The organism is Mucilaginibacter litoreus, from assembly GCF_042676805.1.
Taxonomy (GTDB): Bacteria; Bacteroidota; Bacteroidia; order Sphingobacteriales; family Sphingobacteriaceae; genus Mucilaginibacter; species Mucilaginibacter litoreus.
The window spans coordinates 13,459-36,291 of the sequence record NZ_JBHTHZ010000011.1; the positions used below are offsets into that span (position 1 = coordinate 13,459).

At 41.1% G+C, this 22,833-nt stretch carries 20 protein-coding genes and 1 tRNA gene; 15 read left to right on the top strand and 6 right to left on the bottom strand.

All coding sequences use genetic code 11. The features are described from left to right. Positions 1 to 33: 33 nt before the first annotated feature. A complete protein-coding gene (locus ACFQZX_RS12180; protein WP_377115633.1) occupies positions 34 to 666 on the bottom strand; it encodes an HAD family hydrolase in 633 nt (210 codons plus the stop codon). A gap of 207 nt (positions 667 to 873) precedes the next feature. Between ACFQZX_RS12180 and ACFQZX_RS12185 the strand changes: the two genes are divergently transcribed. From ACFQZX_RS12185 to ACFQZX_RS12210, 6 genes are all read left to right on the top strand, one after another. Then, positions 874 to 2,100 (top strand): BamA/TamA family outer membrane protein, encoded by a 1,227-nt coding sequence (locus tag ACFQZX_RS12185; RefSeq protein ID WP_377115636.1) that lies wholly within the window; start codon positions 874 to 876, stop codon positions 2,098 to 2,100. 166 nt (positions 2,101 to 2,266) lie between these two features. Beyond that, a tRNA-Ile gene (locus ACFQZX_RS12190) sits at positions 2,267 to 2,340 on the top strand. Between the two features lie 276 nt (positions 2,341 to 2,616). After that, entirely contained in the window at positions 2,617 to 3,909 is a 1,293-nt protein-coding gene (locus ACFQZX_RS12195; protein ID WP_377115639.1) for a hypothetical protein, read from the top strand. Between the two features lie 185 nt (positions 3,910 to 4,094). After that, positions 4,095 to 4,913 carry an SDR family oxidoreductase gene (locus ACFQZX_RS12200; RefSeq protein WP_377115642.1) on the top strand — a complete coding sequence of 273 codons (819 nt, stop codon included), beginning with the start codon at positions 4,095 to 4,097 and terminating at the stop codon, positions 4,911 to 4,913. Between the two features lie 88 nt (positions 4,914 to 5,001). After that, positions 5,002 to 5,913 carry a helix-turn-helix domain-containing protein gene (locus ACFQZX_RS12205; RefSeq protein WP_377115644.1) on the top strand — a complete coding sequence of 304 codons (912 nt, stop codon included), beginning with the start codon at positions 5,002 to 5,004 and terminating at the stop codon, positions 5,911 to 5,913. A gap of 39 nt (positions 5,914 to 5,952) precedes the next feature. Then, positions 5,953 to 7,326, top strand: a complete 1,374-nt coding sequence (locus ACFQZX_RS12210) for a WD40 repeat domain-containing protein (protein WP_377115647.1) — start codon at positions 5,953 to 5,955, stop codon at positions 7,324 to 7,326. A gap of 279 nt (positions 7,327 to 7,605) precedes the next feature. Here ACFQZX_RS12210 and ACFQZX_RS12215 read toward each other — a convergent pair whose 3' ends face one another. Next, positions 7,606 to 8,604 carry a helix-turn-helix transcriptional regulator gene (locus ACFQZX_RS12215; protein ID WP_377115649.1) on the bottom strand — a complete coding sequence of 333 codons (999 nt, stop codon included), beginning with the start codon at positions 8,602 to 8,604 and terminating at the stop codon, positions 7,606 to 7,608. Between the two features lie 42 nt (positions 8,605 to 8,646). Here ACFQZX_RS12215 and ACFQZX_RS12220 point away from each other — a divergent pair, with 42 nt between their 5' ends. Next, positions 8,647 to 9,777: an FAD-dependent oxidoreductase gene (locus ACFQZX_RS12220; RefSeq protein WP_377115652.1), complete on the top strand. Its 1,131-nt coding sequence runs from the start codon at positions 8,647 to 8,649 to the stop codon at positions 9,775 to 9,777. Between the two features lie 139 nt (positions 9,778 to 9,916). Next, on the top strand, positions 9,917 to 10,480 hold the full coding sequence (locus tag ACFQZX_RS12225; protein WP_377115655.1) for a DUF4256 domain-containing protein: 564 nt from the start codon (positions 9,917 to 9,919) through the stop codon (positions 10,478 to 10,480). A gap of 59 nt (positions 10,481 to 10,539) precedes the next feature. Here ACFQZX_RS12225 and ACFQZX_RS12230 read toward each other — a convergent pair whose 3' ends face one another. After that, positions 10,540 to 12,030, bottom strand: a complete 1,491-nt coding sequence (locus ACFQZX_RS12230) for a RagB/SusD family nutrient uptake outer membrane protein (RefSeq protein WP_377115657.1) — start codon at positions 12,028 to 12,030, stop codon at positions 10,540 to 10,542. Positions 12,031 to 12,041: 11 nt separating this feature from the next. Beyond that, entirely contained in the window at positions 12,042 to 15,173 is a 3,132-nt protein-coding gene (locus ACFQZX_RS12235) for a SusC/RagA family TonB-linked outer membrane protein (RefSeq protein WP_377115659.1), read from the bottom strand. Positions 15,174 to 15,506: 333 nt separating this feature from the next. Here ACFQZX_RS12235 and ACFQZX_RS12240 point away from each other — a divergent pair, with 333 nt between their 5' ends. From ACFQZX_RS12240 to prmA, 4 genes are all read left to right on the top strand, one after another. Beyond that, positions 15,507 to 15,755 carry a type B 50S ribosomal protein L31 gene (locus tag ACFQZX_RS12240; RefSeq protein ID WP_095704483.1) on the top strand — a complete coding sequence of 83 codons (249 nt, stop codon included), beginning with the start codon at positions 15,507 to 15,509 and terminating at the stop codon, positions 15,753 to 15,755. A gap of 65 nt (positions 15,756 to 15,820) precedes the next feature. Beyond that, on the top strand, positions 15,821 to 17,014 hold the full coding sequence (locus tag ACFQZX_RS12245; protein WP_377115661.1) for a putative sugar nucleotidyl transferase: 1,194 nt from the start codon (positions 15,821 to 15,823) through the stop codon (positions 17,012 to 17,014). 41 nt (positions 17,015 to 17,055) lie between these two features. After that, positions 17,056 to 17,820 (top strand): triose-phosphate isomerase, encoded by a 765-nt coding sequence (gene tpiA, locus ACFQZX_RS12250; protein ID WP_377115664.1) that lies wholly within the window; start codon positions 17,056 to 17,058, stop codon positions 17,818 to 17,820. A 91-nt stretch (positions 17,821 to 17,911) separates the two neighbouring features. Next, positions 17,912 to 18,748, top strand: a complete 837-nt coding sequence (gene prmA, locus ACFQZX_RS12255) for a 50S ribosomal protein L11 methyltransferase (protein WP_377115667.1) — start codon at positions 17,912 to 17,914, stop codon at positions 18,746 to 18,748. 95 nt (positions 18,749 to 18,843) lie between these two features. Here the strand turns inward: prmA and ACFQZX_RS12260 are convergent, their stop codons facing one another. Together ACFQZX_RS12260 and ACFQZX_RS12265 are read right to left on the bottom strand one after the other, a co-directional pair. Next, positions 18,844 to 19,482: an NAD(P)-dependent oxidoreductase gene (locus ACFQZX_RS12260; RefSeq protein WP_377115670.1), complete on the bottom strand. Its 639-nt coding sequence runs from the start codon at positions 19,480 to 19,482 to the stop codon at positions 18,844 to 18,846. Positions 19,483 to 19,533: 51 nt separating this feature from the next. After that, a complete protein-coding gene (locus tag ACFQZX_RS12265) occupies positions 19,534 to 19,938 on the bottom strand; it encodes an Rrf2 family transcriptional regulator (RefSeq protein WP_377115673.1) in 405 nt (134 codons plus the stop codon). 177 nt (positions 19,939 to 20,115) lie between these two features. Between ACFQZX_RS12265 and ACFQZX_RS12270 the strand changes: the two genes are divergently transcribed. The 3 genes from ACFQZX_RS12270 to ACFQZX_RS12280 all read left to right on the top strand — a co-directional run bounded on the left by ACFQZX_RS12270 (position 20,116) and on the right by ACFQZX_RS12280 (position 22,812). After that, entirely contained in the window at positions 20,116 to 20,964 is an 849-nt protein-coding gene (locus ACFQZX_RS12270) for a universal stress protein (protein WP_377115676.1), read from the top strand. 69 nt (positions 20,965 to 21,033) lie between these two features. Beyond that, entirely contained in the window at positions 21,034 to 22,389 is a 1,356-nt protein-coding gene (locus tag ACFQZX_RS12275; RefSeq protein ID WP_377115679.1) for a UDP-N-acetylmuramate--L-alanine ligase, read from the top strand. A gap of 81 nt (positions 22,390 to 22,470) precedes the next feature. Next, positions 22,471 to 22,812, top strand: coding sequence for a helix-turn-helix domain-containing protein (locus ACFQZX_RS12280; RefSeq protein ID WP_377115681.1), 342 nt, complete (start codon positions 22,471 to 22,473; stop codon positions 22,810 to 22,812). Positions 22,813 to 22,833: the final 21 nt, after the last annotated feature.

The following is a 22,833-nucleotide window of genomic DNA, read 5'->3' on the forward strand; positions in this document are numbered from 1 at the left end:
ACAAATAGCCTTTGCCAATTGTTTTGGCTTTTGCTAAACCAGCTGTTCCCTTTCTGCGAATTTTGCCAGTGTATCCGGCGCCGTCATTAAAAATGTATTTATGCCTAATGTTTTTGCAGCTTCCAGGTGTTGTGGACTATCATCAATAAACAGCGTTTCTTCTGGCCGTAAATTATTTTCTGAAAGTACCTGTTCAAATATATCTGTCTGGGGTTTGCGCTTACCTATCAGATGAGAGTAGTAAGTTTTCTCGAACAAATGCTCATTATCATTAAAGCCAAAATCACTTTTTAGGTAATTCATGATGTAGGTGTAATGGATGGCGTTGATGTTGCTTAGCAAAAACGTACGATATTTTTCTTTGAATTTTAGCAGCAACTCATGATTTCCAGGCGCTATGCCTATTAACAGGCTGTTCCAGGCATCATCTATCTGCTGGTTTGTTATTGCAGGGTTGCCGGTTTTTTCCCTAACATACTCCCGGAATTCATCAGCGGTAACCTCGCCACGGTCAAACCTGTCAAATATCTGGTCTTGCTGACGATGCCCGAAAAAGTCATCGGGATCGTTAATGCCTAATTCTTTAAAAGCCAGTTGAGCTTTTTTAAAATCGATAGTAAATATTACGTTTCCGTAGTCGAAAATAATATTTTTTATATTTTGCATGCAGCTAAAACATTAGTTATAACATAGTGCAACAATAATAACAGTTTAAGGTTATATAAATGACAAAGTTCAGTTACGCTATTACAATTTAAAGTTGATAAATTGATGTAACAAGTTCTGTTGTTTTACACTGTTGCGCAGGTTTAAATGTAGCTTTCTGACAATGGCTGCGTGTTTAAGCATAAAATCGTGGTAGTTTCGCCAAATATGTATAAGAAGTTCATTGCGGTATTTTTTTGTTTCGCTTATTTTAATCTTTCCGCCCAAAACGTAGCAACCGTTGTCCCCGCAAGTGATACAACACTTAAAGATACATCCCGGCAAACCGATCTGATCGATATTGTGCATGATATATTTCCACATAAATCTCAAAAGAAAAGATTCACCGGAGATAAAACTGTTTACTTCTCTGTGTTACCATTTAGCGCATCGGTACCTGGTGGGGTTGGCCGTGCGCTTATTACCAGTACAACAGCAGGTGTGTATTTAGGGCCAAGGCAAACCACTAATATATCCAGCGCTACTTTTGCACCATATTTTAATTTCAAAGGCAGGTTTGGACTGCCATTGCGAACCAGTATCTGGCTGCCCGATAACGAGTGGACCATACAGGGCGATACCCGTTTCCTGGTTTATCCGCAGTACACCTGGGGGTTGGGCAGCGCTAACAGCTATGCCGAGCGTACAATGGTTGATTATAAATATATTCGCTTTTATCAGGCAGTGCTTAAACGTATAAAACCTTACCTGTTTGCTGGGTTTGGTTATAATTTAGATTACCGCATAAATGTACGCAGCGAAGAAGCCAATGTAGACCTAAGGGATTTTACAGGTTACCAGTATGGTGTAAACGGTAATTCGTTCTCATCGGGCATTAGTTTAAATTTGTTATACGATACCCGCAACAATTCTATTAATCCATTGCCAGGTTCATATATCAATGTGATTTATCGTAACAACCCCAAGTTTTTAGGAAGCCAGGAAAGCTGGCGGTCAATTTATATTGATGTACGTAAATATATATCACTTAATCCGGCCAACCCGAACCAACAAAACACACTGGCATTTTGGTCGTACCTATGGAAATCGCTGTCAGAAAAAACCCCTTATCTTGATTTGCCAAGTACCGGATGGGACCCTGGCAACCGATCTGCCCGTGGGATAGATCAAAACCGTTATCGCGGGCGGACGCTCTTGTATTTTGAGGCTGAGTACCGCCGTGATATTACCAACAATGGTTTGCTGGGCTTCGTGCTTTTTAGCAACGTGAATACTTTGAGCGGATCAGGCACCATATTCCGGTCGTGGCATCCCGCGGCAGGTACAGGTTTGCGAATTAAATTCAACAAGGGTTCCAACACAAACATTGGTGTTGATTATGGCTTTAGCCAGGGTTACAGAGCAATAATGGTGAATTTAGGTGAAGCCTTTTAAAAAAAAATCCGGGTGCTTTAAAATGCAAATTGATAATCAGAGCATTAAACAAAGCAACAACAGCATATAAATCCCGTTAAATAATTTTAATATTTTTTTTGATTTTGGTTTTTGTAATTGCGTGCAATTGCGTAATATTGCACCTCGAAAAACGACAAATTTTTCAGCACCTATAGCTCAGTCGGTTAGAGTAGAAGACTCATAATCTTTTGGTCCCTGGTTCGAGCCCAGGTGGGTGCACGGAAAAACAGCGAAAACGGCCTACTGATATCAGGAAGGCCGTTTTTTTGTTCGCAAAATCTTGTATTCCCCAAAAATGCGTCGCAAAAGGGCATTTTTACCGATAATGGTCGCTAAGTCTTGTATACATTTTAACACTGGTTGCAAAAATGAGCAAGTAATTCCTGGCGGTTCGTGTATTGTAGCAATGATATGCTCAAAGTCAAGATTGTAGGCTTTATCTCTCGTAAAGATAGTTGTAACCTTTATCTTGAAGTATGCGTCTCATCCCGAAATATGAAACGTTTATACATTTTAGCATTTGCCATAGTCTTCCCGTTATTAGTGAAAGGTCAATATCAAAAAAGCACAATTGTATATACTTCTGATATAGATAGGTTTTGGACGGCTTTCGACAGTGTGCGCTCTACAAATGATACAGCGAAGCAAGTGCAGTTTATTCAGAAGCTCTACGTGGATAAAGGTACCGAAGGCCTAAAAGCGTTTATGCAAGCACGGGACTATGATGCGAGGTTATGGTGCGAACTGATTAATAAATATCCTAAATTTTGGCTAAGTATTAAAGCCAACACTTTATCGGTAAAAGATCAGGTAGGTTCGATCACTACCGGCGTTCAAACATTAAAAAAATTATATCCTGAAATGCGAGCGGCTAAAATGTACTTCACAATTGGTGGATTGCGTTCGGGCGGTACTACTACAAAAGATATGGTTTTAGTTGGCGCGGAAATAGCGACAGCTGATAACAACACCGATGCTTCGGAACTTGGTGATTGGTTGAAAACGGTTTTTAAAAACCAGCAAAGCTCGAACCTTATCAGCCTTAATATTCATGAATACGTACATACCCAGCAAAAGCCGGGAGGGAATACCGTACTCACACAATGTATAACTGAGGGTGCCGCGGACTTTATTGCAGAACTGGTAACAAAAAAGCCAAATAACAATGCTTATGCAATCTATGGCAGGGAACATGAAAATGAATTGAAACTAAAGTTCAGCGTGGATATGTTTAGTACAGCTACAGGGCTTTGGTTATACAATGGATCTGATAATCCTCATGCCGATTTAGGCTACTATATGGGTTATGCCATTTGCAGAGCCTATTATCAACAGGAATCAAATAAAAAACAAGCTATCAGGAATATAATAGAATTGGACCCTAACAATGAGCAACAAGTGATAGATTTCCTTAATAAGTCAGGATATTTCAACAAACCAGTGGACAAGCAGCAATCGTTAAGTCAGTTTGAGAAATTAAAACCTTTTATAGTAAGTATATATCCGGCAATCAATTCACAACAAAACGTGCCTGCAACCCTAAGTGAGCTTACATTTAACTTTTCTGAACCAATGGGTAAAGGTGTTTCTATCTCTTTCGGAGAAGGCGGTAAAGAACATTTTCCTTTAACAGGCATAATAGGTTTTTCAGATGATAGAAAATCATTTAAGGCGAAGCTTTTATTACAGTCAGGAAATAGCTATGATTTCATAGTTACCGGTAACGGCTTCAAATCTCAAAACGGCTATCCACTGAAAGAATATAAGGTCCGGTTCAATGTGAAATAATATACCTTATATAAACGTCTACCGTGGTCGCAGTGCCTTGGGCACACTGCCTACTATATTGTATTACAAAAAAAGTATTACTTCATCACCCAATCCGCAAAAAGTATACAACTATCCCCAATTTGTATTACCTGCAGCTATGCTTTTAAGGTGACCTTTACATCATCATTTAAAACATAGAAAACATGAACAACACAATTTTAATTACCGGTGCAAGCAGCGGTATTGGTAAAGCAACCGCTAAGTTTTTCCAGCAAAAAGGATGGAACGTAATTGCTACCATGCGAAACCCCGAGGGAGAAACTGAACTTAATAATCTCAATAATTTTTTACTAACTAAACTTGACGTTCTTGATCCCGATTCCATTGAAAAAGCAATCGCTGCGGGTATTGAAAAGTTTGGTCAGATAGATGTGGTGGTTAACAACGCAGGCTATGGCGCCTTTGGGCCATTGGAAGCTTTTTCAAGAGATAATATCGTTCGCCAGTTTGATACTAACGTTATAGGCTTGCTTGATGTTACACGCGCCATACTGCCACATTTCCGGAGCAACAAAAGCGGGGTGATCGTTAACATATCTTCTATCGGCGGCAAAATGGCTTTCCCTCTGGGTGCGCTTTATCACGGGACCAAGTTTGCGGTAGAAGGTATATCTGAAGCTTTAAGTTATGAGCTTGAGCAGTTTGGCGCAAAAATGAAAATTGTAGAGCCTGGAGCCATTGCCACAGATTTTGCCGGCCGTTCGCTCGATTTTAGTAACGACGAAGCCTTGACAGAATACCAATGGCTGGTTGGAAAAATAGACGAAGGTATGCCAGCCTTTTTTGAAAATGCCTCACCGGCCAGTTTAGTAGCCGAAGTAATTTATCAGGCAGCAACAGACGGAACCAACAAATTGCGCTACACCGCAGGCGAAGATGCAAAAGCCATTATAGCGCAACGCCAGCAAACAGACGATGAAACTTTTTTTAATGGTGTAAAAGCCATGTTCAAGTTAAACTGAAACGGATAGCTCAGGGCCGTTGGCATTACAGATGGCCCTGAATTTACTTTAAACCATGTAACTTAGTAGTATCCATTAAAAATATATCATGAGTATATTTCTTAAAATGCCTGCCATTGCAGACCTGTTTAAATTTTTCAGGCTGAATAAACCATTGAACCACCCACTGGTTGCGGTGATTGATTTTAGCCAGGTTGATGATCAGTTGGACGACGACACCAAAATATCAGCCGACTTTTACTGCCTGCTGTTTAAAAATTATAACCGCAATAATGTAAGGTATGGGAGAAAAGTGGTGGATTTTAATGATGGCAGCCTTATCTGTATGGCGCCTAACCAGGTGATCGAAATGGAAAACGATAATACCCAGACCATAGTAATGGAGGGCTGGGGATTGTTTTTCCATCCTGACCTGATCAGGGGGACATCACTAAACGACAAAATGAAGGACTATTCTTTTTTCTCGTATGAAATATCCGAGGCCCTGCACATGTCTGAGAAGGAAAAACAGATCTATAAAGAATGTATACAAAAAATTGAAACCGAGTTACAGGAAAATATCGATGTGCATAGCCAGGCCATCATTATATCTAATATCGAATTGCTGCTGAACTACTGCCAGCGTTTTTACGGACGGCAATTCATCACCCGGAAAAGCGCTAACAGTTCTGTAGTTATGCAGGTAGAAAAGATATTAAAAGAATACTTTAAAAATGGAAAGATTGATGAACAGGGTTTGCCTACTGTGAAAAGCGTGGCCGAAAAAGTTAATTTATCCCCCGGCTATCTAAGCGACCTGCTTAAAAGGGAAACTGGTAAAAATACGCAGGACCATATTCACTTTTACCTGATAGAGGAGGCCAAAAATATGCTGATAGATTCTGAAAGATCTGTTAGCGAGATAGCTTACCTGCTGGGCTTTGAATATCCTCAGTATTTTAATAAACTATTCAAGCAAAAAACCGGTAAAACTCCTTTGTCTTTCAGAAGCATGAATTGAAAGTAATGTATCTTTAAAGCCAGGCCTTTTTGCCGCCATATGAAAACTTACATAGACAGACTATCCCTTATTTCCATTACTCTTGTTTTTTTAATTATTGGTTATATGTTTTACGCATTCGTAACCGGCAGTTTTGAACGGCACAAGTCATGGGTTTATTCTGTTGATTACATATCCCCGGGCACAATTATAAGTGCCAGCGAAAATGAGCTTTTACTTTGGGATAAGAGGCAATGCACAAACAGGTTGACTGGCCATACGGATGCAATAAAATCAGTAGCGATTTCACCCAATAAAGAGCTTTTTGTAAGCGGAAGCGTTGATAAGGCCATTAAGGTATGGTCAATAGATAAAAAATGTGTTTTAAAAACACTGCATGGGCATAGTGAAGGAGTAAATAAGGTAGCGTTTGATGGTTCTAATAAATACGTTATTAGTGCCGGTTATGATAATAAGCTTATTGTTTGGGATTGGAGAACAGGAGATGCATTAAAAAAGTTCGACATTAAGCATACTTATTTTTCAATAAATGAGCACAATATATTGGCTTATGTTGATAGTACATGTGATCTTAAGCTGTTTGATCTTAATTCTCAACTTTCAATTTCCACTCTCGGAAGTTATTGTGGGGCACCTGTTTTTAATCCCCGTGGAAATGTTCTCGCTATCTATAATTTGGATAAACACCTTTTTACTTTTATTGATATTACTAAAAATAAAGTATTATCTGTATTGAACATAAAAAAGTATAACGATAAAAGAGAAGTAAGCGTTTTTAAATTTACGCCAGATGGTCAATGTCTTGTAGCAGGTATCTGGGGCGGGGATATCGAAATTTGGGACTGGCAGCGTAAAAGGTTAGTTAAATCAATAGAAAACAGTATAGTGAGTTCTGTTGAAGATTTGGTAATTGATAATGACCAAGTAGTAAGCGCATCTGGTGACAGATCAGTAAAAGTATGGAACTGGAAAAATGGCAATCTGCAAATGGTGTTAGGCAACGGGCAATATCAGGCTAAGTTAAATAGTATATTAGCAGTTGCAGTGTTAGTGTCACTTTTAATAAGCTTTTGGGGAATAAGCTGGGACGCTAACTTGAAGTTTTCTAACCGTGCAATTATGCTGGTACTTTCAGGTTGGACTTTTGGCTTGTTTTTAATTGTTTATTTCCTCAGATCATATCTTGAAAGATTTTCCATATTCCTGATATGGACAATTACAGGTGTATCGGGTTTGTTTTTTTATACGGTTTTTGCCAGTTGGCTGACGATATATACCATACCCGTCGCACTTTCATTAATATACATTCAATTGATCACGAACAAAAGGAATTATAATGTTTATATACCCCTAGTAATTAATCTGATGTTTTGCGTCACCCTATGTTGGATGTTTAAAGAAATGATACGGTGATTAGTTTGTCTCCCTAAAAATATAACTCATTCCTCATATAAGCCCAATAAAGCAGGCCACCCCCTATAAGAAGCATTACTACCCATAGTAGTATCTCAACATACAACAACTCCCTGTTTTTAAATGCGGCGATAAGGCCTTTGACCCTTACATATAAAATAGGAGCGAAAAGAGGTAGATAAATAGGTAACATACCGGCTGATAATTTTATCTGTATTAAAGTGGATGAAGTTAACTAAAACGCAACAAGAAAGCAATGGGTGCTGTAGTTGTTCAAGATTACATTAACGAATATTTTTTAGGCTTGATACCGATATGGTGCTCAAATACCCTTGAAAAGTGACTAAGGTTGGTAAAGCCCATTTTATAGCCCGTTTCTGATACTGATAATTTGCCCTCTTTCAATAAAAGGGCGGCTTCCTTCATCCTTAACTCCTGGTAGTAGTTGAAAATGCTGTTACCAAATATTTGCCTGAACAGGCGTTTTAGTTTGGTAGGGCTCATCCCTGCAAATATCGTTAGTTCTTTAATGTTAGGTGGGGTGTAAATATTCTTTATTAGTTGCTCCTTTACTTTATAGATAGCTTGTATGTCGCGGCTGTTTAAGGGGTACAGGCTTTTCTCTTCGCGCTTTTCCAGTTCCATCAATAGTCTGCAGATCAGTTCTTCGGCTTTTATCCTCAGAAAAAACAGTTTAAAAGCTTCGCCAGCCGGCTCAGTCATTATCTCATCCACTGTGTTTTGTAATGAAGGGTAGATGACCTGTTCAAACAATAAAGGCTGTGTGTTTTGTAAAAGGCTTTCTAAAACCGGTGACTTTGAGGTGTTGTCAAACAACTTGTTGAGGTAACCGGCATCTACTTCAATATTAATGGTTGCGGCATTGGTGTGGATAGCAATAATCTCGTCGGTATTGATACGGCTTGTAGCAATTAAAACTGAAGGGTTTTGATCCAACGCCTGTTCTGCTGTCGGGAAAATATTTTGAAACTTGAAGAATATCGTTTTCCTTGCAACATCTACATCCGGGTTCACGACGATTACGTCTGCATTCAACTCATAATCGCTGATGATCATCCGGATATGTTCATTAAAAACATATCCCGCACAATACCCTTTACCAAACTTTTCCGGAATCTCTAACCTTTGATTGTTTACTTCAGTGCCTAATAACTCAGCAAGGTTGAATAATATGTTAGGTACGGAATATAAATTGTCATTAGCCATAATGTCCTTTACGACTATTATTGAGTCAAATGTAACTATTTTATTCCTCATTTAACCAGCAGTTTTGTATCGCAATAAAAACTACACAGACGCATGTTACTAAAAAATAAAAAAGTAGCAATTATTGGTGCAGGGCTGGTAGGCTTAACCATGGCCAGGCTGTTACAGCAAAAAGGGGTGGAAGCAGCCGTATATGAAAGAGATAAAAACCCTGATGCCAGGATATGGGGCGGTACGCTTGATCTTCATAAAGAATCGGGCCAACAAGCCCTGGAAAAAGCCGGCTTATTGGAAAGTTATTATTCAATAGCCATACCCATGGGGATAATAGTGGCCGATGAACAAGGCAAGGTGCTGTTCACTAAAAATGTAACCCCCGAAAACCGCTATGATAACCCTGAGATTAACAGAAGCCACCTAAGGAAGATACTGCTTGATAGTCTAACAAACGGCACAGTAGCATGGGATAGTAAGTGTAGAGGGATTGAGCCACGGGACGGAAAATGGCTGCTGCAAATTGAAAACCAGCCTGATGCAATTGCCGATATGGTTATCGGTGCCAACGGCGGGATGTCTAAATTGAGAAGCTATGTAACCGAAACATATATTGAAGAAACCGGAACTTTTATAGTACAGGGAGATGTGCCCCAACCAGAGATCAATTGCCCGGAGTTTTACCGCTTGTGCAATGGAAAAAGGCTAATGGCCGCTTATGAGGGTAATTTACTGGTGGCCAACCCTTACAACAACGGTATGTTAACTTATGGGGTTATTTTTAAAAAGCCGGAAAATTGGGGTAACAATATTGAGCCGGACTTTAAAGATAATAACAGTGTTATAACTTTTCTATCAGATAGGTTTTCTGGCTGGGATGAGCGGTATAGGCAGTTGTTTCAGGCAACCTCGTTATTTGTAGGCTTGCCAACAAGGAAACTGCCATTAACTAAGCCCTGGAAAGCTAACCGGCCCTTGCCTGTAACGCTTATTGGAGATGCCGCGCATTTAATGCCACCATTTGCCGGCCAGGGTGTAAATACAGGCCTGTTGGATGCACTGATATTATCCGCTAACCTGACCGAAGATAATTTTGATACCCTTGATGCAGCTATCAAAGATTATGAACAGCAAATGTTTGTGTATGCAGCAGAAGCGCAACGGGCTTCAAGCACCAACGAAATACAGATGCGCGCTCCTGATTTTTCATTTCGCGAGTTTATTGGTTAATGATTTGAAAATGGTACTGATAATAAACGCAACTTTGCTAACCAGCAAAAGAAACTTTTTAGTGAACCGGTAAAATCATTAGGATGTAAGTAACCTTACTATAAAAGATTTATTAAGTTAGCTTAGCAATTAATAAGCAATGAATAACAATAAAACCTTACAGCCGGTGCAAACAGAAGAATTACTCGGGATATTACAATCCCGCTTTGAAAAAAACCTAAAGCGTCATGAAAATATTGAATGGGCTGCTGTGAAAGAAAAGCTTATGGCAAATCCGGTAAAGCTATGGTCATTGAACGAAATGGAAATGACCGGCGGAGAACCAGACGTTGTAGCGTATGACAATGCTACCGGCGAATACATTTTTTATGATTGCTCTGCAGAGAGCCCCAAAGGCCGCAGAAGCCTTTGCTATGACCGCGCAGCGCTTGATGCGCGAAAAGAAAATAAACCGGCCGGCAGCGCACTTGACATGGCTGCAGAAATTGGGATTGAGCTTTTGGCGGAAGATGAATACCGTGCTTTGCAAAAGCTTGGAAACTTTGATCTGAAAACATCAAGCTGGATAAAAACTCCTGCCGATATCAGGAAACTTGGCGGCGCCATTTTTGCCGACAGGCGATATAACACCGTCTTTGTATATCATAACGGGGCCGAGTCTTACTATGCTGCAAGGGGCTTCCGTGGCTTGCTAAGGGTATAAAACTTAAGAAAGTTACCAAGAAAAAGAGGCCGTCTTTTACAGAGCGGCCTCTTTTTAATTTACTTGCCCAGGTTAGGGTCTTTTTGTACCTCGGTCAATGGTATTGGCCATAGTAAATCCTGTTCACGAAAGGCGCGGGTATGAAGCGGGGCTTTATACCCAATTAAATCAACAATTTTATTGTTGGCAACATCAAAAGCTTTACGTGTACGCTGCATATCGTACCAGGTTTGAAACTCGTAAGCCAATTCCCAGTAACGCTCTTTTAAAACCTCATTAAGCGCTACCGATGCGACAGCAGGAGCACCCGGAAACGCGCGCCGGTAAACCTGGTTATAAGCATTTAGTGCTGTGGCATCACTGGTTGTTCCGCCATCAATATTAGCCCTGGCTTCCGCACACAATAAAAGTATATCTGCATATCTTATAAGCGGAAAGTTTGATCCGTCGCGGCCGCTTATCTCTGCCTGGTCATTCCAGTATTTGTAAATGTATGGCATTGGTAGTTTAATAATGTTTGACGCATTGCCATACTGCTCATGTTCGGTATAGTAAAAGTTTTTTTCTTTCACACGCTGGTCGCCGGCCTGGTAGGAGTCGTAAAACTCTTTGGCAGGTGCCATCGCCCCGCTGTATGAGGGCTGTATACTGATAGGTTGCTCAGGGTAAGGCATCAAGGAGAAGTGCATGATGTTAGGGATTGTATTCTCATCATGCTGGATCATGAAGATATGTTCACCGCTGTTGTAATTTGACGGATTGCGCAAGTCGCTGTAATTACTGAACAAGCTGAACTGGTTGCTTTCTATTACCTCCTTTGCTTTATCATAAGCTTTTTGATAGTACTCGGTGCCTTTGTTAAGCGGGTAGCCGGCCATGGTGATATAAACTTTTGCCAGTAACGATTTAATGGCCCCTTTAGATACATGTCCTGTTTTATCAGTCCACGGTAAGCCTGCCTGTTCTGCAGTAGTAAGGTCGCTTACAATCTGGTTGTAAATATCAGCTACGGGTGCTTTTTCCAATTGTGTATTTTCAAGATCGGTAGTTGGTGTGATCTTAAGGGGAACACTTCCATACAATCTTACCAATTGAAAGTAATAGTAAGCCCTCAAAAAATACGCTTCGGCTAAAAAGTTATCTCTCACAGTTTCGTTTACAACGTTGGTTTTAGATACGTTGGCAATTATGCTGTTGCAGTTTTCGATAGGGTAGTAAGAGGAGGTCCACCAGGTTTGCAATGTGCCGTTAGCTTGGTCGATACCTGTCAGTTGAATAAACTGGTTATCTTCATACCCGCTGGGCCGTGGGCGCTGTGTATAGCCCGTAATATATTCCAGGCTGAAAACCGAGCTTACAGCAACACCTATACCTGTAGCAAAAGGTGAATTGAGCCCCAGGTAGGCGCCGTTAACCGCCGCGCGGATCTGGTCCTGGCTGTTATAATAATTATCGGGTGTTAAAAGCCCGTTAGGCTTTTCTTCCAGGAATTTTTTACACGAAGTAAAGGTTAGCAATAGCAGCATAACCGGTAAATATATTTTTTTCATTTGCAGATGTATTAAAAGTTTGCATTGAGGTTGATAGATATAGTGCGTGGTTTTGGATATTGATAAACATCCACGCCCTGGTTAAGGGAGGCATCAAAAGAGGTAACCTCAGGGTCGTACCCTTTATACTTGGTGAATAAAAACGCGTTCTCAACATTTACACCTACCGAAAGATTGGTCAGCTTTATCTTTTGTAGCAGGTTCTTTTTAAACCTGTAGGTTAAAGCGATATTGCGGACACGCAGGAATGAGCCATCCTCTATATAATGGCTGTCGGCCACTTCGTTATCAGAGAACGAATCGTTTGGCAGGCGTACCTGTGCATTGGTAGAGTTTTGGTTGGTTGGCGTATAAGCGTTCAGTACTTCGCGGTAGCTGTTTACGTTAATGGTTGGCCCCGTCATGATAAAGCGTGTAAGGTTAAGCACTTTGCTGCCATACATGCCCTGCAGGTCCAGGTAAAGCGACAGGTTTTTGTAACTGATGGTGTTGGTTAAGTTGGCTTCCCACTTAGGCATTGCGTTGCCAAGGTCGGTACGGTCGCCGGCATCTTTAACGCCATTATTGTTCAAGTCGGCATAACGAATGTCTCCGGGTTTTCTGTCGAATTTCGCGGCTTCGGCAGCTTGTGCTTCTGTCCAAACGCCTTGCCGAATGTAACCGTAAAACTCGTTTAACGGCTCGCCTTCCATTATGCGGCCGCCCCAGGTGTAAATAATGTCGTTGTTAATATCCAATACCTTAGAACGGTTGAGCGAGAAATTAAAGCCCGAGCTCCATCTGAAATCATTCCCAATAATATTTTGCGTATTGATAGATAATTCAAAACCACGGTTGCGTATAGACCCTAAGTTTTTATAAGCACCACCATAACCAGTTGTAGCAGGTTGTTGTACAAAGTAGATCAGGTCTTTGGTTATTTTGTTATAATAATCGGCGCTTAGGTCAATGCGGCCATTTAAAAAGCTCATATCAAAACCAAGGTCAAGCTGTTGGGCTTTTTCCCATTTCAAATCAGGGTTGCCAAAGGTTGAAAGGGTAACGGCTGATGTTTTCTGCTGATTGAAGATTGATTGTGTACTGTTATACAATGATATGGTTGGATAGTTACCAATTTCCTGGTTACCTACCAAACCAAAGCTGCCACGAAGTTTAAATTCGCTTATAACAGGTAACAGGTGCTCAAAAAACTTCTCTTTTGATACACGCCAGCCCAGGTTAACGGCAGGAAAGTAACCATATAAATTATCCCCGCGGAATTTTGAGCTGCCATCTGCCCTGAAAGACGCCCCTGCTAAATACTTACCATCGTAATCATAGTTAACACGGGTATAAAAAGAGTTCAGCTGGTTCTCTATTTGCGAAGATGCGGGCGTTTGAATAACACTACCGGCACCAAGGTTATAATAACCAAACGTGTTGTCAAAAAAGTTTTCAGAACCGGCCCTGGTCATGGTAGTGATATAATCATACCAGCTTGCTCCCAATACCGCGTTGATGTGGTGTTTGTTAAAGGTATTATCGTAAGAAAAATAATCCTCATTGCTCCAAACGGAGTTAAGAATGTTAGTACGCTGCGCTACACCTCCCTGCTGCTGCGATACACCAAACACATCATTGCCTGAAAAATAATTCTCGTAGTTGCTTCCTACCTGTCCGCTGAAAGAGGTAACAAAGTTCAGCTTTGGTGTAAGGTGGAAGGTGCCCACAAAGTTGCCCAGGGTTGATATCCTGCCGGTTACATCCTTAATGTTGGTGAGTAATTTTACCGGGTTTTCTGAGTCCTCTTCGCCAGGGTAATCGCCTTTGCGCGAGTAAGTGCCATCGGCGTATCTTACCGGCATAAATGGCAGAAACTCATACATCTCCCTTACAGCATTCAGGCCAAGCGTATTGATGTCAACGTTGTTTGACTGGTAACCGCCGGCATTTAAACTTGCTTTGATATCTAACCATGGCTTTACATCCCAGGCGATATTGATGTATCCGTTAAGCTGCTTGGCATAACTGTTAAGCATTATACCCTGGTTGTTTTTGTAGGATATATTGGCCAGCACGCTAAAGTTGTCTTTACCGCCCGAAAACGTAAGCGAGTGCTGATGTGATACAGCTAACTGTGTGGCCTCATCCTGCCAGTCGGTATGATACTTAGGTGTTCCATCAGCGTTGAAAAGGTCCTGCTTACGGGTGAAGTTATTTGCCGGATCAAGGTGGGGGGCAAGTCGGCCGGGTACGTATTCATATTCCCTTTTCAGCAGTTCCAGGGCGCCATCAGCATCCAATAAGCCTATCTTGCGTTGTAAAGAGCCAAAGCTAACCGTGTTGTTGAATGCAATATCTGATGTGTTTTTCTTACCCGTTTTTGTGGTGATCACAATAACACCATTTGCACCCCTGGATCCATAAATAGCTGTTGAACCGGCATCTTTATAAATATCTACAGTGGCTACTATATTCGGATCAATAGAGTTGGGATCGGCACCAACAACACCATCAATTACATAAAGCGGTGTGTTGGATGAATTGATAGAACCCGTACCCCTTATTTTTATGGCCGGATTACCGCCTGGCTTACCAGAGTTTGTCATCACGTTTACCCCGGCCGCTTTACCTGCCAAACCCTGGGTAATGTTAAGGGTGGTAGGGCGCTCCGCAATGGCATCACCCTTTACCGAACTGATGGAAGTGATCAGGTTAGCCTTTTTTGATGTACCGTATCCAACAACAACCACTTCGTTAAGCGCCTTGCTTGAAGGCGTAAGCTGAATTTTTAGCGGCGCGGCCGATACAGGCACCTCCTTGCTGTCAAACCCGGTAAAGCTTATTACCAATACCGAATTCTGATCGGGCGCATTTAATGAGAAATTACCGTTAACATCTGTAACGGTTGCTGTTTGCAGGCCTTTTACGGTGACAGTTGCCCCGGGCAATGGCAGTCCCTTTTCATCTACTACCGTGCCTTTTACCGGTATACCGGCTTGAAAGCTGTTTGTGACAAGCCCCGCTATGCCAGGTGTATTTGAGGCGGCTGCAAAAACCTGGTTAGAGGCCGATGACGCAAGGCACAATACCAATAAATGGCTGCACCAACGTTTGCCCTGCCCATGCAGGGCATTGGCATTAAAGTAATTTTTTAAATCCATAGAGGTAAATTGGTTTATTAAATCGATTTAGCAGATGGTGCTTATGTAATTGATTTTTAAAAAGTAAAGCAAACCTTAAGTAAATCGATTTAGCAAATATATATAATTTAATATTATAATTACAAGCTTAATATTTAGGTAAGTTGATTGTATTGATTGATAGCTGAAAGGGCATACTCTGATAAATAAATAATATTGGAGGCTGGTTGCAGCATATCAGTTTTATCTCTACAGGACCGTTTAAAGTAATAGTTTGAAATTTTTGCTTTTTGACTTTTCACTTTTAATATTTATTACCTATATTTGCACCTCTTTTATAAGAAGTATACGATAATGAAAAAAGACCTGCATCCATCAAACTATAGATTAGTTGTATTTAAAGATATGTCTAACGACTATTCTTTCATCACTAAATCATGCATCGATACCCGTGAAACAACTACATGGGAAGATGGTAACGAATATCCATTGGTTAAATTAGAGATTTCGCACACTTCACACCCGTTTTATACTGGTAAGATGAAGCTTGTTGACACTGCCGGACGTATCGATAAATTCCGTAGCCGTTACAACAAGAAATAAGTGTTATTTCAACAAAATATTTACAGGTCCCCCGCAAAACGGGGGACTTTTTTTATTTTTGGCCCATGGCGATCATTCTTTTCGACGATAATAGCCGGCATACGCTACTGCCTTTAACTTTTACCCGCCCGGTTGCCGACCTCAGAATAGGTATTTTAACTATTGCCGAAAAATGGAGCAAACACCTCAATAGTGGCTTCTCATTTTTTACAGAATCCTATTTGCAGGCAAAATTTCCGATGCTTATAAATGATGAAAATCTGTTTATAAATGGTTCTTATTGCCCTGATGAAGCTTTGTTAGAAGCTATTGACAAGTTGCCTGCAGGTACGCCCCTTAAATATCGCGGGCAATTGGTTGCTGTTAAGTTAAGTGCTGCCGACGCTAAAGAATTTAATACACAAACAGATTATGGCGCGGGCGTAAACCACGAACGTATACCCGTTAGCATCCGCTATCCGGAAGATATATTTAAAAAGAATGATATTGAGCTTCGCAAGGATTTTACCTTGTTAACCAAAGGCCGTACCAGTGCGGCCATCAGCAATACCAATAGCATTATTGGAGCCGATTTTTTTGCCGAGGAAGGCGCACAGGCTGAGTGCTGTACTTTTAGCAGCGTTAATGGCCCTGTATATCTATCTGCAGATACCGAAATATGGGAGGGAGCACACATCCGTGGCGCATTTGCTATATTACCTCATTCGCAGTTGAAAATGGGTACCAAGGTGTATGGGGCTACAACAGTTGGCCCGTATTGCCGTATAGGAGGCGAAGTAAATAATGCTGTGATATGGGGATATTCTAACAAAGGTCACGAAGGTTACCTGGGCAATGCTGTAATAGGGGAGTGGTGCAACTTAGGCGCCGATACCAATAACTCAAACCTTAAAAATAACTATACCGAGGTAAAGCTATGGGATTATGCATCGCAAAGCATGCGTAAAACCGGGCTTCAGTTTTGCGGCCTTATAATGGCGGATCACGCAAAATCAGGCATTAACACCATGTTCAATACCGGTACGGTAGTAGGTGTCAGCGCTAATGTTTTTGGTAGCGGGTATCCGCCAAATTTCATCCCCGATTTTTCGTGGGGAGGTGCTGATGGCTTTGAGGAGTATGCATTTAACAAAATGATGGAAACCACAGCGCGTGTTTTTTCCCGCAGGGCGCACCGCGAATTTAACGATGCCGAAAAGCAGATTCTGGAATATACCTTTGAACAAACTAAAGAATTAAGAAAGTTGAATGGGTGCTGACATGCCCCATTTTGTTACATCAATAAATTAATGCTAATAACATGAGAAAAAAAATTGTAGCCGGAAACTGGAAAATGAACCTTGATTATAACGAAGGCCTTTCACTGTTTTCTGAAGTGGTAAACATGGTTAATGACGAGGCAACCGGCACACAGGAAGTGGTGGTTTGCAGCCCGTTTATTCATTTGCACAGCCTTGTACAGTTGGCAAAGGGTAACAGCAGGGTTTCTATCGGCGCGCAAAACGCTCACCAGGCAGAAAGCGGTGCTTATACCGGCGAGGTATCAGCAAAGCAAATCAAATCTGTAGGTGCAGCTTATGTAATTCTGGGCCATTCGGAACGTCGCCAGTATTTCGGCGAAACCAATGAGTTACTGGCTAAAAAAACCGATACTGCCTTGGCTAATGGTTTAAAACCGATTTTTTGCATAGGTGAAACCCTGCAGCAACGCGAAGCTAATGAACACTTTGGTATTATCAAATCGCAACTGGAAGAAGGAATATTCCATTTAGATGCTGATAAATTCGGCCAGATAGTAATTGCTTACGAACCTGTTTGGGCCATTGGTACAGGCGTTACCGCTACTTCTGAGCAAGCGCAGAAGATACATGCCTTTATCCGCCAGGAAATTGCCGCCAAATACGGCCAGCAGGTAGCCGATGATACTACAATTTTATACGGCGGTAGCTGCAACGCTAAAAACGCTGCCGAGCTTTTCGCCCGCGAAGATATCGACGGCGGTTTAATAGGGGGGGCATCACTAAAATCACGCGACTTTACAGATATCGTTAAGGCGTTTAATTAATTTAGATTTGAGATGATAGATATGAGATTTGAGACAAGTTGCCAAAATCTTATGTCTCATATCTCACATCTCAATACTCACATCTCATAACATGAATTACTACGAACTCCTCTTTACAACCATCACTACCGAAGACTATCAGCAGGATTTGCTGATAGCCGCTTTGGGCGAGATTGGTTTTGATACTTTTGAAGAGGTTGAATTAGGTTTTAAGGCTTATATACCAGTTGATAATTTTGATGAGCAAGCTTTGAACGATGCTTTAGAACCTTACCGCGAAATGTTTACATTCAGCTATGATGTAACACTTATACCGCAAAAAAACTGGAACGAGGTATGGGAAAGTAATTTTGAGCCTATACAGATTGGCAATAAGGTTTATGTGCGTGCTACCTTTCATCAACCACAGCCGCAATTTCCTTACGAGATCGTGATCGATCCTAAGATGGCGTTCGGTACAGGCCATCATCAAACCACTGCCATGATGATGCAGTTGATGCTGGAGAATGATTTTGTAGGAAAGAAAGTGCTGGATATGGGTTGTGGTACAGGTATATTGGCCATCCTGGCGGCAAAGCTGGGCGCTGCAAATATTACTGCTATAGATTATGACCCGGTTTGTTATGAAAGCACTATAGAAAATGCCGATTTAAATAGCACTAAGGATATAAAAGCGCTTTGCGGCTCTAAAGAGGTAATCCCTGATGAGCAGTTTGACATCATCCTGGCCAATATTAACCGTAATATTTTGCTCGACCAGATGGATGCTTATGCCCGTGTTCTGAAACCGGGCGGCGAGATCTACTTCAGCGGATTTTATGAAACACCCGATCTTGACATTATTACTGAGGAAGCCCGTAAATACAATCTTAAATACATCACCCACAAAAAAGATAAGGAGTGGGTTGCCGCAAAGTTTGTATTGTAAATGGATGATTACACTGAATTAAAAGATTACACTGTCCTTAATATAGCGAATATTTAGCGGCGTAATCATTATTAATTCAGTGTAGTCACTTATAATCAATAGCCTAATGTAAAGCGCTGTTTGATGAATTGATTATTTTCCAGCTCATCAAATATGGCTACGGCCAGATCTTCAACAGAAATATCGCTTTTACCTTCCTGGTTAAATACCGGGCTTTCTGTACCCAGGCGGAATTTGCCGGTGCGCTCGCCGGGATGTAAGTTGATGGCAGGGCTTAAAAACGTCCAGTCGAGCTCAATTTCCTGTTTCAATATATTCAGATAATCGCGGGCTGCAGATGCTCCCGGATAATATTCTTTCGGGAACTGTGGCGAATCAACCAGTTGTTTGCCATCGATAAACAAGCTGCCTGCGCCGCCTATGGTGATAAAGCGTTTAACACCGGCTTTTTTTACAGCTTCCTGGATGTTTTTAGAGCCGTTCAAAAAATCCTCATACAAATTAGGGTTGGTCCAGCCGGCGTTAAAGGAGTTGATCACCGCATCCTGGCCGGATAAGGCTGCCGCAAGGGCATCAACATTATTTACATCTGCAGATACAGGTGTAACACCAGCTTGTGTTATAACTTTTTCGGTATTACGCGCAATGGCCGTAATTTCATATCCGCGGCTTATGCCTTCTTTTACTAATGCAGGGCCAACAAAACCTGTGGCGCCAATAATTGCTACTTTCATGTTTATGATATTAATTGTAATTAAATTTGTTACATTTTTGTTTAAAAAAAATCAGGCGAATTTTTTACAAAAAGACGCCAGATCAGTATCGCCAAGTTTTGCAATCATCGCTTTTTCTATCTCTTCATCCAGATCTTTTAAATGCCGGTTGATCTGCTTGCCGATAGGGCAGGCCGGGTTAGGCTTATTTTTGGCTTGCCCCAAAATAGTACCGGGTTTTACAGTGGCGTATATGCTGGCCAGTGTAATGTCTTTTGCCGGTTTTGCCAAAGTGTAACCGCCGTTTTTCCCTAAACGGCTGGTAATCAAATTATGCTTTATCAGGTTGCTTAATTCTTTACGTACCAATACAGGGTTAACATTAATGCTGCCTGCCATGTAGTCAGACGATAGAAGTTTATCATCCGCACAAAGCAGTGTCATGATATGCATTGCAATAGAAAATCGTCCGTTCATAAATGTAATATTTATTATTACAGTTCAAATGTAACAGTTGTTTACTAAATATCAATACCTTAATTCTGAGCGTTATAATTATGAAACCGTTTTGACAAACCAGCTTAAGTAAATGCCTAAGTTTGACACATACTAACCTTTTCCGGGCCTTAATAGGCACTTTAAATGTCCATTGATATGAAAACTTACCTTGTACCTGTTGATTTTTCTGAAGCTGCCTTCAACGCAGCTGATTTCGCCGCCAGGCTGAGCCATCAAACCAACGTAGAACGCATCATATTGCTTAACGCTTATTACATATCGCCGTACGAAGAGTTATTGCCTAACCCGGATATGTTTATGCTGCGTGAACAGGAAGTACAGGAAAGCGTAAATGAACGTACAGCAGGTTTGGAACAACTTAAAAATAAACTGGCTGAAATTGTAAGGCCAGGCGTTAAGATAGATACCTGGCTTAACCGGTCGCACCTGGTGCGCGCAATTGTAGACCGGGTGGGGGCTGAAGATGCCGACCTGGTGATATTAGGTAGTATTGGTAACAGCAGCAACCAGGGCGAGGGCCTGGGCAGCCATGTTATTGCTATATCAAAAGCCAGCCCGGTGCCGGTTATTGTTGTACCACCCGCGTTTAAATATTCTGCAGTGGAGCGGGCCGTAATAGCCTGTGATTTTAAAAATGTTAAAGAAAGTATTCCTGTGGAGGTATTACATAAACTTTTAGGTAGCCAAAATCTAAAACTTTTGATAGTGAATGTAGATCTGGAACATAAATATATACAGCAAAACGCCGAATTACTTGCCGAGGAAACTGTATTGAAAGATATGCTTGGCGTGTACAATCCCACTTATCATTATGTAAATAACGACAACATTTTAACAGGTATACTTGAGTTTGCCAGGGAAAACAGGGCGGAAATGGTAATTGCCTTACCGCATAAATATAGCTTCTTTAAATCGCTTATTCACAGTAGTATATCCCGTCAGTTAGCATCAAGTTCTCCGGTACCGGTACTGTTGTTGAAATAAGAGGCATCAGTTAATAAATTTAATTGGTGTGATAACACATTTTGTGTTTATTTGCACAACTTTATCTACATGAAAGTACATTTTATTGCGATTGGCGGAAGTGCCATGCATAACCTTGCGATTGCTTTACATAAAAAAGGTTTTGAAGTAACCGGCTCTGACGATGTGCTGTTTGAACCATCAGCCTCCAGATTAAAGAAATATGGTATACTGCCCGATAAAGAGGGCTGGGACCCGGGGAAGATCACTTCCGATCTGGATGCCGTGATACTGGGTATGCATGCCAGGGAAGATAACCCCGAGTTGCTTAAAGCGCAGGAGCTTGGGCTTAAAATTTATTCTTACCCGGATTATATTTACGAACAGTCTAAAGATAAGCTGCGTGTTGTAATTGGTGGCAGCCATGGCAAAACTACCATAACCAGCATGATACTGCATGTTCTGCAGCAGGCTGGTAAAAAGTTTGATTACCTTGTGGGCGCGCAGCTCGAAGGATTTGAAACCATGGTAGGGCTTAGCCATGATGCGCCGGTAATAATCATAGAGGGTGATGAATACCTGGCCTCGCCGATAGACAGGCGGCCTAAATTTCATATCTACAAAGCGCACATTGGGGTTATCAGCGGTATTGCATGGGATCATATCAACGTTTTCCCGACGTTTGATAACTACATAGATCAATTCAGGATTTTTGCCAGTACCATAGAACCAAACGGTAAACTTATTTATAGTGAAACCGATGAGGTATTGGATAATATGGTAAAAGGTTTAATCGTTGATGTTGAAAAACTGCCTTACAAATTGCCGGAGTATATTATTGATAACGGTGTAACTACTATCCGGGCCAATGAAAAAAGTTATCCTTTGCAGGTATTTGGCCAGCATAATTTATTGAATATGCAGGCTGCCCGACTGGTTTGTGAACAATTAGGCATCAACAGCGATAACTTTTATACTTATATAACAACATTTAACGGCGCAGCGCGCAGATTGGAGTTAGTGGGCAAAACCGATAGCTCCGCCATATTTAAGGATTTCGCGCATTCGCCTTCTAAGTTAACGGCTACTATCAATGCGGTTAAAGCCCAGTTTCCGGATAGGAAACTTATTGCATGCATAGAGCTGCATACTTTCAGCAGTCTTAATAAAGAATTTTTGAAAGAGTATGCAGGCAGCATGGATAAAGCGGATACGGCAATTGTTTTTATTGATAAAAAGACTTTCGCGCAAAAAAAAATGGAGCCATACTCTGCGGATGCAGTAAAGCAGGCCTTCGCAAATGGTAATTTATTGTTTTTTGATGATCCAGCTGCATTATTAACGCAACTACAAGGTTTACACATGGCCGACAGTAATCTGCTGATGATGAGCTCGGGCAATTTTGGCGGTATAGATCTGATAGCGTTAAAAAATAATTTATTATAAATTTATTGATTATTAGTTTGTTGTTAAGAAAAGTTGTAACTTTATTAACTATTGAGAAACCTTACCTAATTAAGATCATATATGAAAACACTCGGAAAAAAGATACGTTTATTGCGCCATCAAAAAGGCTGGAGCCAGGAAGAAGTAGCTAAACGTTTAGATATTTCTATACCTGCGTTCTCTAAAATTGAAACCGGTATTACAGACATTAACCTATCCCGGTTAGAGCAGATCGCTGTTTTGTTTGAAATGTCTGTAGTTCAATTGCTAACTTATAACGAAGTTGAGCAAGACCAGAAAATGGCCAGCGAGCTTGAAAGCATTAACAAAAAGCTGATGGACCGCGAAACAGAAGTAATTGATCTTCAGAAAAAGGTGATTGAATTATTTGAAGAGCTTCGCCATAAAAAGGTAACCGCTTAAGTTCATATAATAATGATATTG

Coding starts and splice junctions, on each gene's coding strand:
- ACFQZX_RS12180 (WP_377115633.1), bottom strand. CDS start 666: ATGCAAAATATAAAAAATATTATTTTCGACTACGGAAACGTAATATTT.
- ACFQZX_RS12185 (WP_377115636.1), top strand. CDS start 874: ATGTATAAGAAGTTCATTGCGGTATTTTTTTGTTTCGCTTATTTTAAT.
- ACFQZX_RS12195 (WP_377115639.1), top strand. CDS start 2,617: ATGAAACGTTTATACATTTTAGCATTTGCCATAGTCTTCCCGTTATTA.
- ACFQZX_RS12200 (WP_377115642.1), top strand. CDS start 4,095: ATGAACAACACAATTTTAATTACCGGTGCAAGCAGCGGTATTGGTAAA.
- ACFQZX_RS12205 (WP_377115644.1), top strand. CDS start 5,002: ATGAGTATATTTCTTAAAATGCCTGCCATTGCAGACCTGTTTAAATTT.
- ACFQZX_RS12210 (WP_377115647.1), top strand. CDS start 5,953: ATGAAAACTTACATAGACAGACTATCCCTTATTTCCATTACTCTTGTT.
- ACFQZX_RS12215 (WP_377115649.1), bottom strand. CDS start 8,604: ATGAGGAATAAAATAGTTACATTTGACTCAATAATAGTCGTAAAGGAC.
- ACFQZX_RS12220 (WP_377115652.1), top strand. CDS start 8,647: ATGTTACTAAAAAATAAAAAAGTAGCAATTATTGGTGCAGGGCTGGTA.
- ACFQZX_RS12225 (WP_377115655.1), top strand. CDS start 9,917: ATGAATAACAATAAAACCTTACAGCCGGTGCAAACAGAAGAATTACTC.
- ACFQZX_RS12230 (WP_377115657.1), bottom strand. CDS start 12,030: ATGAAAAAAATATATTTACCGGTTATGCTGCTATTGCTAACCTTTACT.
- ACFQZX_RS12235 (WP_377115659.1), bottom strand. CDS start 15,173: ATGGATTTAAAAAATTACTTTAATGCCAATGCCCTGCATGGGCAGGGC.
- ACFQZX_RS12240 (WP_095704483.1), top strand. CDS start 15,507: ATGAAAAAAGACCTGCATCCATCAAACTATAGATTAGTTGTATTTAAA.
- ACFQZX_RS12245 (WP_377115661.1), top strand. CDS start 15,821: ATGGCGATCATTCTTTTCGACGATAATAGCCGGCATACGCTACTGCCT.
- tpiA (WP_377115664.1), top strand. CDS start 17,056: ATGAGAAAAAAAATTGTAGCCGGAAACTGGAAAATGAACCTTGATTAT.
- prmA (WP_377115667.1), top strand. CDS start 17,912: ATGAATTACTACGAACTCCTCTTTACAACCATCACTACCGAAGACTAT.
- ACFQZX_RS12260 (WP_377115670.1), bottom strand. CDS start 19,482: ATGAAAGTAGCAATTATTGGCGCCACAGGTTTTGTTGGCCCTGCATTA.
- ACFQZX_RS12265 (WP_377115673.1), bottom strand. CDS start 19,938: ATGAACGGACGATTTTCTATTGCAATGCATATCATGACACTGCTTTGT.
- ACFQZX_RS12270 (WP_377115676.1), top strand. CDS start 20,116: ATGAAAACTTACCTTGTACCTGTTGATTTTTCTGAAGCTGCCTTCAAC.
- ACFQZX_RS12275 (WP_377115679.1), top strand. CDS start 21,034: ATGAAAGTACATTTTATTGCGATTGGCGGAAGTGCCATGCATAACCTT.
- ACFQZX_RS12280 (WP_377115681.1), top strand. CDS start 22,471: ATGAAAACACTCGGAAAAAAGATACGTTTATTGCGCCATCAAAAAGGC.